This window comes from Bacillus sp. 5w2, assembly GCF_054353775.1.
The window spans coordinates 42,644-57,100 of sequence record NZ_JBTIWT010000001.1; the positions used below are offsets into that span (position 1 = coordinate 42,644).

At 32.1% G+C, this 14,457-nt stretch carries 8 protein-coding genes and 2 pseudogenes; 3 read left to right on the plus strand and 7 right to left on the minus strand.

Annotation, left to right across the window (positions count from 1 at the left end; all coding sequences use genetic code 11):
• The first annotated feature begins 395 nt into the window (after positions 1-395).
• The 3 genes from ACXY7N_RS00225 to ACXY7N_RS00235 are packed head-to-tail and all read left to right on the plus strand — an operon-like array spanning position 396 to position 4,118.
• Positions 396-1,904: a spore germination protein gene (locus tag ACXY7N_RS00225; RefSeq protein WP_016087817.1), complete on the plus strand. Its 1,509-nt coding sequence runs from the start codon at positions 396-398 to the stop codon at positions 1,902-1,904.
• Positions 1,891-2,994, plus strand: a complete 1,104-nt coding sequence (locus ACXY7N_RS00230; protein ID WP_016087818.1) for a GerAB/ArcD/ProY family transporter — start codon at positions 1,891-1,893, stop codon at positions 2,992-2,994. The genes ACXY7N_RS00225 and ACXY7N_RS00230 overlap by 14 nt, the downstream gene beginning before the upstream one ends.
• The gene (locus ACXY7N_RS00235) at positions 2,991-4,118 is read left to right on the plus strand and encodes a Ger(x)C family spore germination protein (RefSeq protein ID WP_016087819.1); all 1,128 of its coding nucleotides are present in this window, start codon (positions 2,991-2,993) and stop codon (positions 4,116-4,118) included. The genes ACXY7N_RS00230 and ACXY7N_RS00235 overlap by 4 nt, the downstream gene beginning before the upstream one ends.
• Positions 4,119-4,784: 666 nt before the next feature.
• Here ACXY7N_RS00235 and ACXY7N_RS00240 read toward each other — a convergent pair.
• The 7 genes and pseudogenes from ACXY7N_RS00240 to bla all read right to left on the minus strand — a co-directional run.
• A pseudogene (locus ACXY7N_RS00240) lies at positions 4,785-5,024 on the minus strand (DUF2179 domain-containing protein); the annotation flags it as partial.
• Positions 5,025-5,433: 409 nt separating this feature from the next.
• Positions 5,434-5,544: pseudogene (locus ACXY7N_RS00245) on the minus strand (fascin domain-containing protein); the annotation flags it as partial.
• A gap of 255 nt (positions 5,545-5,799) precedes the next feature.
• Complete coding sequence (locus ACXY7N_RS00250) at positions 5,800-8,409, minus strand: putative mucin/carbohydrate-binding domain-containing protein (protein ID WP_353811317.1); 2,610 nt, start codon at positions 8,407-8,409, stop codon at positions 5,800-5,802.
• Positions 8,410-8,920: 511 nt separating this feature from the next.
• Positions 8,921-10,054 carry a hemolysin BL binding component B gene (hblA, locus tag ACXY7N_RS00255; protein WP_016087825.1) on the minus strand — a complete coding sequence of 378 codons (1,134 nt, stop codon included), beginning with the start codon at positions 10,052-10,054 and terminating at the stop codon, positions 8,921-8,923.
• 31 nt (positions 10,055-10,085) lie between these two features.
• The gene (hblD, locus tag ACXY7N_RS00260; RefSeq protein WP_080117974.1) at positions 10,086-11,315 is read right to left on the minus strand and encodes a hemolysin BL lytic component L1; all 1,230 of its coding nucleotides are present in this window, start codon (positions 11,313-11,315) and stop codon (positions 10,086-10,088) included.
• Between the two features lie 76 nt (positions 11,316-11,391).
• Positions 11,392-12,696: a hemolysin BL lytic component L2 gene (hblC, locus tag ACXY7N_RS00265; RefSeq protein ID WP_488592221.1), complete on the minus strand. Its 1,305-nt coding sequence runs from the start codon at positions 12,694-12,696 to the stop codon at positions 11,392-11,394.
• A gap of 701 nt (positions 12,697-13,397) precedes the next feature.
• On the minus strand, positions 13,398-14,324 hold the full coding sequence (gene bla, locus ACXY7N_RS00270) for a class A beta-lactamase Bla1 (RefSeq protein ID WP_488592295.1): 927 nt from the start codon (positions 14,322-14,324) through the stop codon (positions 13,398-13,400).
• Positions 14,325-14,457: the final 133 nt, after the last annotated feature.

The window sequence follows — 14,457 nt, forward strand, 5'->3', positions numbered from 1 at the left end:
TTGTCCCTAAACAAAAATTGTTAGCATGCAAAGTTCAAATACACTAGAACACCCAAATAAATGTAATGTCCTTTTTAATCGAGCATTAAAGTATAAAAAAGAATTCTTCCTACAAAATTCAGCTGATTAACTTAAAGACATCTAAATTACTACCTTAATTTCCCTCTATTGTTGACTACATATTTACCAACTATGAAAAAGAGCCTATCCAGGGCTCTTTTTTGTATAATCATTCAAATTCTATCTTGATACTTATATTTTCACACAAATTACCTCTACTTTTTTGCTCTTAATTATTAACTTCCATTCCCAATTTGTTTAAATTTGTGAATAAAATTCCATCATATAAAAATAATAAATACAACTAATCGTTATATATTAAAGAGGTGTCAATTTTGTCCTTAAATGAAGAGACCTTAGAAATTAAATCAGATAAAAACATTGAAAAGATCCAAACAAGTAACTTAGAAGAGCTTAAAAATACATTAGATAATATCTTTGATATTAGTGCAGATTTAATCGAACATCCTTTGCAATTAAAAACAAACACGAATATTTTACTATATTATTTTGAAGGCCTTACAGATGGTGTCGCTTTAAAAGGCAATGTTGTTACACCATTATTACAAAAAGTAAATGAGGACAGCCAAATATTTAATTCTAATATTATTGCTACTCATACCAAAATAGTATATACATGGAATGACATTAAAGAAGGATTACTTGAGGGTCAATGTGTTCTATTTATGGAAGGAGAAAAGCGCTCACTTCTAATAAATACAAAAGGCTGGGCAGAAAGAGCAATTCAAGAACCCATCTCAGAAGTTACTATTAAAGGCTCACATGATGGATTTATTGAGAATGCCACAAAAAATATAGGCTTAATTCGTCGATATCTTCCTTCAACAGAGTTAAAGATCAAAAAGCTGACAATTGGCGAACGAGCAACTTCAGTAGTCTATTTAATTTACTTAGGTGATGTAGCAAACGCAGATGTAGTCCAAGAAATAGAAACTAGAATCTGTAGAATTAATACGGATGCGGTATTGAGCATTGGAGAACTATCTAATTATACAAAAGATCAAAATTGGACTCCTTTTCCACAAGCTTATTTAAGCGAACGCCCAGATGCAATTTCAAATCATATTCTTGATGGGAAAGTAGCAGTGTTAATGGATAGATCCCCTGGTGCAATGATTGTTCCAATGAATTTAATTGGATTTTTTCAAACTCCAGATGATTATAATATCCATTGGCTCATTGCATCATTTTTTCGCTTATTACGATTTGCAGGATTTATTATAGCTATTTTTTTACCGGCATTTTATATTGCTATAGTCTCTTTTCACTTTGAAATCATTCCTATAGACTTATACACTTCTATTGCAACATCAAGAGTCAAAGTCCCTTTCTCCCCCTTATTGGAAGCTTTTATAATGGAAATTACACTAGAAATGCTACGTGAAGCTGGCATTCGCTTACCACAACCCATTGGACAAACCATAGGAATTGTTGGAGGGATTGTAATTGGACAGGCGGCTGTTCAAGCTGGTCTTGTAAGTAACGTTATGGTTATTATCGTATCTATTACAGCCATTGCATCATTTATTGTTTCTAATTATGATTTATCAAGTTCTATACGCCTTATTCGTTTTCCAATGATGTTATTGGCATACTTTTATGGGATTGTAGGGATTGTTAGTGGATTAATGCTCTTATTTGCTCATTTTGTTTCATTAACTTCCTATGGCTCACCATACGGATTGCCAATCGCGCCCTTTCGACTCAATGAATTAAAAGATTCTTTTGTAAGATTTCCTATTTCTATGATTACCACCCGCTCGAGTACAGGACAGCCGAAACAAAAAAAGAAAAAAGAAGGTGGTTCGCATGGGGAATCTTAAATTCCAAAACATAACTTTATTCGAATTTATTATTTTCATTCATTCACTGCAACTTGCATCAGGTATGTTAATTATGCCAAGCCCACTTGCTACTACGGCTGGCACAGATGGCTGGATTTCTATCATACTTGGATGGATAACTACTTCTATAATCGGCGTATTTATTATATTAATGTTACAAAAAAACCCTAACAAAAATTTCTCACAAATCTTAAAAACATACTTTGGTAAATGGATAGGGACAATTCTTTTTCTTTTATATGCCTTTTATCTATTCTTTGCTGGCTTTAATACTTTATTAAAGGCAACCGATATTGTAAAAGTGTGGATATTCCCTTCCACTCCTGCTTATCAAATCACCATATTATTACTATTGCCTTTTATTATTTTAGCCCTGAGTGGGTTAAGGGCTCTTACTAGTTATTCTATGCTTGTTTTCTTCTTCACTACTTGGATGCCACTATTTCTTCTTTTTTCACTACAGACTAACTACAACCCTTTACACCTACTACCTATTGTTAAAGATGGATTATACCCTATTGTAAAGGCAACAAAAGAAACCATCACTCCTTATGCTGGCTTAGAACTTGCATATTATATATACCCGTTTTTACAAAAAAAACAAAAAGCCATAAAAGGACTACTAATTGCGAATACCGGAACCATGTTTTTCTATCTATATGTGACTATTCTTTCTTATATATACTTTAGTCCAGAGGGGATAAAAGACGTAATCTGGCCAGTATTTCATCTGTTAAAAGGAGTTCGTTTTTCTTTCATAGAACGATTAGAAATTATATATATCGCTTACTATTTAATTGTATTCTCTACTACGATATATCCGTATTTATTTTTCAGTTTTGAATCTGTGACCATTTCACTTCAAAAAAACGCCCGCAATTGGGCGCTGCTTGCTTTTATGTTATTTATAGTTGGCCTATTTATTTTCCTAAATCCCGATGTGGATCAATATTTGTTTATATATTCTCTTATGGACATCTTAAATGTCGTTTTCTTTATTCTATTACCAATTTTATTTTTCGCTTACAGTATTCTTTTCACTTGGATTACTAGGAGGAAACAACTTTGATTCGAAAATGGATATGGATTGTGATTTGTTGTATATATATAATTGGTTGCAGTCAAAGAATTCCTCTTGAGAAGGTTTCATTAATACTGTTAATTGGCTTGGATAGAACCCCTAATGGAGACATAAAAGTTGGAACAAGTATACCACTCTTTCATCATAAACAGCCCAAAAGTACTATAGAACATTGGACACAAGCATCAACTGTATATACTGGATTCAGTAAGATAGATACGAAGTTAACGGGCTTTATGACAGCTTCCAAGGCTGAAATCATTTTAATTGGGAAAAAATTAGCGCAAGAAGCAAATTGGTTGCAGGAGCTTGATTCTTCTTACCGTGATCCTTACGCTACCATTAATGCTAAAGTAGTACTTGTAGATGGACCTGCAGAAGAAGTTTTTAAAATTCAGAAGCCTAGTAAACCATCACTTTCATCTTATATAAATGGTGTAATCGAATCGTCAATTCAAAATAACCAATCCGTCTCTTCTACAATTCAACAATTAATGAGAGAACAAAATGAAGAAGGAATGACGCAAACTGTTCCAATTATCAAAAAAACAAAGAATGAAATCGACACAGTAGGAATTGCATTTTTAAATCGAAAAGGGAAATATTTAACTCAAATTCCTAAAAAAGATGTTAAATTTTTCAATCTTATAAATAAGCAAAAAAGTAGCGGGCGAATGATACTACACCTTGCGCTTCCCCCTAAAAAGTCCAACAAAAAAATAAACACTTCTATCTTCGTACAGAACGCGACAAGAAAGGTAGATGTTAATTTTCAAAACGGAAAATTTGTATTTGATCTCGATATATATGCTAATGTAGCTTTAATAGAAAAAACCAATGCGAATTTAATTAAGGGTCACTATGATAATAAAAAAAATATAAATAGTTTAAAAAGGACTATTCAAAAAGAAATTAATAATAATTTACAAAATATAATAAATGAAATACAGCAGAACAAAATTGATCCAATCGGATTATCCCTATATGCTAGAGCCTTTCAATATAATGAGTGGAAAAAAGTAAAAGGAGATTGGTTGCAAGCGTTAGCAGAGGCTAAAATAAATGTAAAGACACACGTCAAAATAAAAGATACTGGGACCATTAGAAATTAGATTAGCCTATTCTTTTATTTGACAGCTTTTCTCAGTCGAATTTCCTTTCCTCAATAATTATTATGTAAAAGACGCTAACTCAAAGAAAAATTTTTCGGTTCTTTTAAAAGGGCAACAATTCAACTACGGTAATCAAGTACAAGTTTCTAATTTAAGGAACTGAAGAACTTATAATTCTGGTGCAGTATATATGCCAGATTCCATTCCAATTGCAACTCCATGACATAGCATCAAAGCCGAAATTCCTAAGTGAAGGAATTTCGGCTTTTTGAGGTCGTACGAATATCTTGGTTTTGGTTTTATATACCTTGATAGAATAGATACATATCAGCATATTTGTGCATAATGTTTTCGTTTAATGTGGCTTTAATAAATCATTTTTAGTTTAAATATCCTATACTAATAACAATGGAATTTTATTACTTATCCCTTTAGATTATTTCAAATCTCTTTCTTTTCTATATCAATAACTAATTATTATCAGATATCATATCCATAAAAAGCTACAAGAAATAATGATTTATTATTAAAAAGCAAAAAAATACTGCCCTTATGCCTTACTGTTGTCCCCTTTATTACGTATCAGATTTCTATCTATATGTGATGAGGGTTTTCATCTTTTTCAATAATCAACTTTATATAGAATATTTAACTTGGTTATTACTCTTAATGGATATCATGCTTTTTAAAGTTTCCACCTTTTACTTCCGCAACATCATATACAGTTACAAAGGCATTTTCATCAATTTCATGAATAAGTTCTTTCATTTTATTTTCTTCTAAACGACTGATAACACAGCTAACTTCTTTATAAGCTTCTTTCGAAGAGCCTCCATAAATTTCGTTATAGATTGCACTTCTTCCGAGACGTTCCCAGATTGCATCTATCATTAATTTAGGTTCTTTTAAATCTAAGATTGGACATATATAACCAACTTGGGGCTATTATTAGATTTCTAAATGTATACTGCACTAAACACCTATTAACACTATACACATAGTGTTAACCATTTTAATTGAATATTAATAATAGTAAGTATAAACATTATCGATTTACTATATCTTACATTTATGTAAAAATAGATGTATGTTAAGCTTTTTCAAAATCTTTCCCCTAATAAAGATTTGAAGTAACATTTCATGATTTTCCTTACAGTTAATATGCCTTGAAAAAGAACCCTATAGGGTTCTTTTTCTTCTTATTACATCTACAGCAGTTACTTATTTAACATACAAAAAGGACTGACAATTACTTGTAGTCCTTTTTGTACCTAAATATACACTTGTCTTAAGTACTTAATCCTTTATTTTATTATGCATTATTATTAACTAAACATGTCATTATCATTAGAACCATTGGTAACACCATTAAAACTAACTTTTTAAAGATCTTATTACCATTTGCATGAGTTATGAACCTCTTCATTCCCATTCCTACCTTAATATATAGCACTCATATACATCATACTAAATATGTAAAATATTGTAACAAGAGAGGGTCTTTATCAACAAATACCTTATTATTCTGTTTCTTTTTTCTCAAATCTATAGCACCTAAACATCATTCAGTCCTCAAACATATTTTTAAAATTAATTTCACATTATATTAAATAAATGCTAAATAGCCGTTCATAATGAACGACTATCAAGCATCTAACTAATAATTTGAATGTTTTTCATGTTAATCTATTTTGTTTAATCCCGTTGAAGTAACTTGATAGATTCTTTTTTTGCCTATATATTCTTGTTTATTATTCTCAAGGTTAGTAAGTGTAGCCCGTGTCTTTTCATTTACTGCTTCCCCTTCTATATGGGTAAACTCGATATAATCTCCCACTTTGACTGGCACAGTTTGGCTTTCAACAGTTTGCTGTCTATTTCCTACTATTTCCTTATTGTACACAACACTACCGGATGAATTCTGTACTTTGATACTCGCATACGTATTATTAAAATAAGAATGTGGTACGCCTGCTTCTAAATCCACCTGCATTTTTTCTGTTACCCTATTATAATTTACTTTTGTAATTTCTCTATCACTATATCCTTTTAAAGACCAACTAAATTGATTTCCGTCTAAAACCGTTGTTTCTGGCATTTTTTCTACTTTCTTCAGACCTTCTTTTGTAACTTTGTACATTGCTGTTTTTCCAAAGCTTTCTTGTTTACTATTATCTACATTTGTTAAAGTAGCTCTATGCACACCTTCTAGATGTGTTAACTCAATATAATCTCCTACTTTAACTGGGACTTTTTGCGATTCAGCATTTTGTTGTTTGTTTCCATAAATGTCTTTCTTGTATACTACTTTGCCTGATGCATTTTGTACTTTAATATTCGCATATGTTTCATTAAAATAATGATGCGGTACGCCTGCTTTTAAGTCCACTTGCATTTCTTCTGCTGACTTATTGAAATTGATTTTAGCAAACTCGAAATCACTAATTCCTTTTAGTGACCATGCAAATTGATTTCCATCTAAAATTGTTACTTCTGGCATTTTTTCTACTTTTTTCAAGCCTTCTTTTGTAACTTCGTATATTGCTTTTTTTCCAAAGCTTTCTTGTTTAATGTTATCTACATTTGTTAAAGTAGCTCTATGCACACCTTCTAGATGTGTTAACTCAATATAATCCCCTACTTTAACTGGAACTTTTTGCGATTCAGCATTTTGTTGTTTGTTTCCATAAATGTCTTTATTGTATACTACTTTGCCTGATGCATTTTGTACTTTAATACTCGCATATGTTTCATTAAAATAGTGATGCGGTATTCCTGCTTTTAAGTCCACTTGCATTTCTTCTGCTGACTTATTGAAATTGATTTTAGCAAACTCGAAATCACTAATCCCTTTCATTGACCATGCAAACTGTTTTCCTTCTAAAATATTATTTGCATTAGGCACATCTGGTTTAATCGGATTAGAATCCGTCCCCTTCCAAATCTCTGCTGTTAAAATTGGATATCCTAATGCAGCCACATTTTGAATGGTATCATTATTTGGACGTAATCCCCACTTCTCAAAGAAAGGCATCAAATTTTGTTTGGCTACTTTTGATGCTGAGATCATAAATAATTGTTTTTTATTTTCATCTGTTTGTGGAAGTTCATCAGAAGGCATATCTCTATACAATTGATGCAGTTTAGGATAGAAGTCTTCTCCATATGCTAATTGTAGTTGCCAAAGCATAACAAGCTTAACAAAAGCATCACTAATTTCATCATAATTTTTATTAGATTGTTCTAAGTATTGAAATGCCTTAGTATAAGCACCCTCTTGTTGCAATCTAAAAGGTTGATTAGATGTAAATGCTTTTTCTACAGAAAGGCTGTAAATATTATTTTGTACTTCTGTCATATTATAAAACTTCCAAGGTGATTGCTGTCTCAAATGCCCTGCCTCATGCCATGGACCCCAACCATCTTTTATAAATTTATTAATATCTAACACGTATTGGATTGCGTCTCCCACATATGCGGTTCGATAAGAAGTTGCATACATATAATAATCAGGAGAATGATTTTCTTCTACGTAATGAATATAATGTTTATCTGCTTGTTCTTCAGATAATCCAGCTACTTTGTCTTGAATTCGAGTAGCTTCATCCATCTTTTTTAAGAGTTGTACAGGATCTGTATTAGAACCTAACAAATATTTCTTAACACGTGCCGGGCTGGCCGTAATTAATACACGTTCTCCTTTTAACTCCACTGCATGTGCATTTGGATATTGGTCCAGCATGTTTATTAAATCTTGTTTCGTATGTTTGCCTAGTTCAAAGAAAGGAGTAGTCGCTCCACCCATTGTGACTGTTGTTCGAATAGTGCCACCTTGTTGTTTATTATAAAAATAAATCATCCCCCCATTTGGAGATTGGATTGTGTTTATACCAGGTTTTAATGTAAATGATTTTATTTTAGAATCTTCTCTCCAAGAAGCATCATACGAATACGTTCCAATGTATGCTTGAATATTTTGATTTCCTTCTACATTAATCGTTATTTGTTCATTTGGCTTTGCATATAAACCAGTGGGTTCATATGGACTAAATGCCATACTTTTTCTTTCCTGTTGTTTCAGTATCTCAACATCCCCTTTTCCTGGGACTGTATATATTCTGTTTTCTGATTTAACTGACTTTTCCTCTTGCAATGATGTCGATATTTTTTTTTGCTGCTTTGTTTCCTCTGCAAAGACATCTGATGAAGAAACCATTCCAGTCGTAAGCATAGTTACTGTAGCAGTAGCTGCAAGTATTTTTCTAGTTTTATATTTTGAGTTATTCCCCATATTATCTCCCTCATTTTCCCTTAGTACATGTAAGGACTATTATTTTATTTATCATGTTTTTACATCAAAAACTATTTACGCTATTTATGTTGTATCTAATACTCTATTTTTTCTCATAATAGTCTCCTTTTCTTTATTTCTAATTGTTTATAAATGTTATTTGATGACACATAAAATAACAACTTTACGATAAACTCATCAATAACAACCTATTATGTTTTGATTTAGTATTCTTAACTTCCATCTAATTGTATAAAAGTATTCAATTAGGAAAATAAGAATATAAAGCTCACTAATCATAGATTAGGTTTTACGGAAAAATTCATAAAAATCATTCACCTTAAAAATTCAAACTTGTATAACTACTTTCTACATATAGGATGGAATTATAAAAATATTTCAATAAAACAAAAGACAGAGGCCTGATTATACCTCCGTCTTTTCAATTTATAAAGAACAAAAAATCATTTTATAACTGTATAAATGCCCTTGCAACAAATACCGTATTCCGCTATTTTTTTGAAGAAACAGGATCCATTTTTAATGTTTTTATCCCTTCTTTTAATGTAAACGCATCCGCTCTCAATGTTTTCCAACTATCTTTCGCTGCATTCAAATTAGGTTTTAGGAATTTGAATTTATTTTGATCCGCTTTTTGGGATGCTTTATCAATATGACTAAGCACTCCCGAATATTGAGAATCTAAATCATGCCATTGTGCAGACATATAGGTAAGTGCATTAATAGCCGATCCAATCGCATTGTGCATTTCATTAATATTATTATACGCAACACCAACTACACGATTTAATGTTACTTTATAATCTATAGTCTGACGTAATTGTGCTAACAACGGCTCTAACGTACCTAAATTATTTCTTGCTACCCCTATCATTACACCACCAGCAATCCACGTAGGAATTGAGGGAATTGATACAGTTATTATTCCATCTGATTCTACTTGTTTAAAATGTCTAACTTGCTCTAAAACTTCATTTAAGCGCTTTTCATCTTCATCAATTCCAGATGCTTGGTTTTTCAGAATCGAATGCAAAATATCTTTATGACCTCCAAATGCCCGGACATCTTCTCCAATACTATCTCTTAACTTAGCTAGTTCTTGTATTAAATTCTGTGTATACGCTTGATTTTGTTTAATCTCACCTTGTAAATCTGTAATGCCTTCTTTTAATGTGTCTGCATCCCCTTCATTAATCGCTTCTACTAATGTGTCATAATAATTGTCGAATTTAGTATCATACTCTACAATCCCCGTCAGTGTATCTAAAAGTTGTTTTTTTATGTGTGAATCCCATTTCGTAGCATGCTCTCTTGCATTCTTTTGATCTTGTAGAATTTGACTAGGTAGATTTGTATATCCTTTAATGTCAATTCCTTCAAAGTTAACATCTGGGTTTTTAATTAACAAATAAGAGTAATCATTCATAGATTTTGCAAATACCCCAGCATCTTGCAAAGCTTTTTTCATCTTTTCGCTGTTTACAGAAAGAGATATATCTTCGGTACTAGTTTGTTCCATTTTACTTTCACTTGCGAAGGCTGCCACTGGAGAAACTACAGTAGTTGTTGTCACAGTTAAAAACGTCGATACAGCAAGTAGTTTATAAGGAAAGTTTATGTTCATTTTAATTCCTCCTATACATATATATTGATTTTTAATTTGTTTTTTCTTGTTTAAAAGCAATGTCTTTTGAAATGAATTCTGCATCCTTATGAATATCATTCCAACTTTGTTTTGCAGCCTTTAAATCATCAGGTATTAAAGAAAGTTTATGTTCTTGCATTTGGTCGATATTATCATATAGATCTTTATAATTCGCTCCCATCGTATTCCATTGTTGCTGAATATTCGTTAGAGACATGATTGCTTGATCCACTGTTTGATACAAATATGTCAACGTGTCTTTTGTATTAGTAAGTGAAATAACTGCTTGGTTAGCAAGATCGGCTTTCATACTTAATTCTCCGATTTTATTAGAAATTTCATTATAAGAGTTCATATGATTAGATGCCGCAACACCAGCTGCTGTTCCTAAACCGATACCAGCTGCCCCTAGAGCTGTTAGACCACCAACAACAGCTGGTGTCGCTGTGCCACCGGTCACAACAATTACTACCGCTCCTGCAATCGTTCCAATAACTAAAATAGCTGCTCCTAATCCACCACCAATTGACCAGGCTAATACATTATCAAAATGTGCTTTCTGCGTAGAACGTAAATTCTCAATTTCGGCCTGAAGTTGTGGGACTAGTGCTTGTTTTCCCGCTAATATAGCCGTTAATCCCCCTTGTCCATCTGGACTTCCAACATTATTTTTAAAATCTACAGTATTCGTATACAACTTTGTTTTGAAAGCTTCTAACATCTTAATAACTTCCGTAACTTCATTTGAATTTGTATGAATTGTACCGATTAAATCCCCTATTCCTTCTTTGAGGCCTGCCTTATCTTTCTTTTTTACAGTATCTACTAGTGTGTCGTAATAATTTTGAAATTGTTCATCATAATTCACAATATTACGTGCTGTCTTTTGAATGTTTGGCTTCGCTGTATCTAACCAGTAATTTGCATTGATTCGTGACAGTTCCTGATTCAGGTGAATGTTTTTGATTAATTCTCCCCCTCCTGAACCTAATTCAATGTTGGATAAATTTACATTCGGTTGCTTAATCATTGTTTTTGCGTACAAATCCATTACAAGAATATGAGAGCCTGTTTCAGCCAACACTTTCTTTAACCCTTCAGGTCCTAACGCATAATTTTCTATTTGCTGTTCTTGTGCTGTCTGTTCTTGTGCAAGTGCATGAATAGTACTACCATTCGTAGCAGTTATAACCGTTGCTAAAGTGGCCAAAGTTATGACCTTAAATGGAAATTTCATTATTTGATTCTCCTCCTTATTTTCAGTTGCATTATAATTTTTTGTTAAACCTAATTTCTTAATATTAAAATTTATTAAATTATTCTTCGAGTTGATTTGTTACATTCTTTAGTCGTCTTAATGTATCTTTTTGAGACTGAGTGTTATTCGTATCAACTTCATTCGATAATTTTGTAATACTATTATTTATTAGATTCAAATCCTCTTTATAACGTTTCATTAGCTCAATCTCTCCATCGACTTGATTAGCAAATGTATGCAAATCATTTTGCATGAAAAGAATCATTGATTTTTGTAAATCTGCTACTGTTAATTTAGTTGTTAAGTCATATAATTTTTGATTTTGTTTCTCTAAATCATTTAAATATGCTCTTTGCTCTGCTGTTAGTTTATTAATTTCGGCAAAGGTACTATATGTTTTTTTAATTTTTTCAGGATCAATCACTTTCATAAGATCATACTCTTTCGTTTTTGTAACTGCAGCTGCAGCAATTTCACCTTTTTTACTTTTCTCTATTGCTTCACGTGCTTCTTTTTTGGCAGCTTCAATTTCTATAACTGATTTTCCCTTTTCTGTTGCTTCTTGCTCTGCTTTCTTCTCTGCTTCTACAATAGCATTGTTTATTTCTTTTCCTTTGTTATACGCCACTACTGCGGTTTGAGCAGCCGGTTCAATGATATCTTTTGATAGACTATAAATTTCTTGGAATACCTTTAGCCCTTGTTCATTTAAAGCTCCTGGTAATAATGCTATTTGCTGTAAATCATTTTGAATTGATTTTTTTGTATTTAGCATTTCATTTTTTAACTTGTCTATTTTTCCTGTTCCCTCTGAACTAAGTACACTCTGTGCTTTTATCACATCTGTATCAAGATTTTTCAGTTTCTTATCTACCTGTAGTTTAAGATCTGTTAACTCATTAATCTGACGTTGCACGTTTTCTTGGTTTGTTATAGTCATATCTTGAAGAACTTCCAGTCTATCTAAAAACCCTTCTTTATCTTCCTTATTATCTACAAATCCTTTTAATGTTGGATAATAGCTATTAAATTTGGTTGCAAATCCTTTACTTTTTGAATTTAGTAGAATTAATTTTGGATATAGTTCTGAGGACCACTCTTTCATATCTTGTTTAATTAGAAATTGAGTTGTATTTAAAGATGGAACTTCTTCAAGTTGCACATTCGGACTTGCTAAGGCTCCATCTATAAAGGTTTGTGTTAATTTGGAGTGTGCACCTATTTTTCGTAATGCTGAGGAAATATCTATATTTTCTTGTTTCGTTTCTGCCTGAACGGTTGGCGTTGCGAGAGTATTGATAGGAATAGTCGCTCCAGTAACGATTGATGTTATTAAAAATCCTGTCATAATTTTATTCTTCATTCCGTACACCTCTTCACTATTGTTTTTTACAGTTTTAATCGTAAATGTTGTACAACCTAACGTTAGGATTTCTTCACACATACTTGAGGATAGAGATTTTTTCAAAAAAGTAATTCCATCTCGTTTTTTATTTATTTTTGAAAGAATATAAGGGCCTTACTTCCCCCTCATTTTAAACACTATGTTTTTCATAAGTAAACCAGAAAATCGCTTTTATTAAATTTGATTTTTCAGATATTTATTATTCAAATTATAAAATATTATATTTAAAAAAGTTAAATCCAAATTTCATTTCATAAAGTGAAATAATTATACTATGATAATTAAACATAAAAATCCTTTTATTCACCAAAACCTATATCAATCCCTCATCCAAAAATAATTTTAATATAATTTAATAGTAATTGACGCATATGTGTCTTTTAGATGGATATGTAAAATTACATATCCATCTAGGAGTAACTAGCATACATACGCCAACAATATTATTATCGTATAAATAATAATATTGTTACTACGAACACCACAGGAGAAAACTCCCCTCATGCACTCTAGGGGATAGAATGTCTATGTAATAAAATTTTTTACTTATATACTTACTATTCATTATAGAAATACGAAAAAGCGATTCTTTTCACATGAAAAGAATCGCTTTCTAGGTTCATATTTTCAATTACGTTACATAAAGAATTGAGAAATTATCATTTAAGAGCCTTAACTATCATTTCAGCTGCTTCTGCAATTAGTTGATTATCATAGGTAGCCTCTTTCTCTTCTTTACTGGATAAAACTGCGATGATAATAGGTGCTCTATTTGGCGGCCAAACGATAGCAATATCATTTCGTGTCCCGTAACTTCCAGCTCCTGATTTATCCCCAACTATCCAGTCAGTTGGCATGCCTGCACGAATAAGTTTGTCTCCTGTAGCATTTCCTTTCATCCACTCTGTAAGAACTTTACGTTTATGATCTGGAAGCGCATTTCCGACCGTAAAAGCTTTAAGATTCGTAGCAATTGCTTTCGCTGTACTAGTGTCACGAATGTCGCCTGGAATAGCTTCGTTTAACTCTGTTTCAAAGCGATCAGACATAGTAACCCGATCCCCCATCTGTCTAAGCGCTTTTTCATAGCCTTTCGGTCCGCCTATTTTATGGAATAAAATGTTCCCTGCAGTATTATCACTGTAACGAACAGCAGCCTCAGCGATTTCTCCTAGTGTCATTCCAGTATCTACATGTTTCTCTGTAACAGGTGAATAATCCACTAAGTCCTCTTTCGTAAATTTGATAACTTCATTTAATGTATCAATTGAGTTTTGCTGTAGTAATACCCCTGCCGCTAAAGCCTTGTAGGTTGATGCAAAGGCAAACCTTTCGTTAGGTCGATAAGAGATTGTTTGATTTGTACCAGTATCAATCGCATATACACCTAATCGAGCATCAAATTTTTTTTCAAGTTGAGAGAATTCTTTATGCGTCGCCTGATGTTTATGTTTCACTTGTCCTTTCTTTTCTTTCGCTTCAACTTGCAGTGCCCCTCCTGTAAAAGCTTCTAGGGTTGTAAGGCTTAAACCTAATATACCAACGCATATACCTATTTTTAGCATCCTATTGTTTTTCAAAATCATCATTCCTTTCAAGTTCTTAACACTTTTTTTACTTACACATAATAGACAATCACCGAAACAAGTTTGTTCCATAAACTAAAAAAACTTTATAACTAATATCGGTGTTATAAACAAAATAAGAGATAGCAACTAT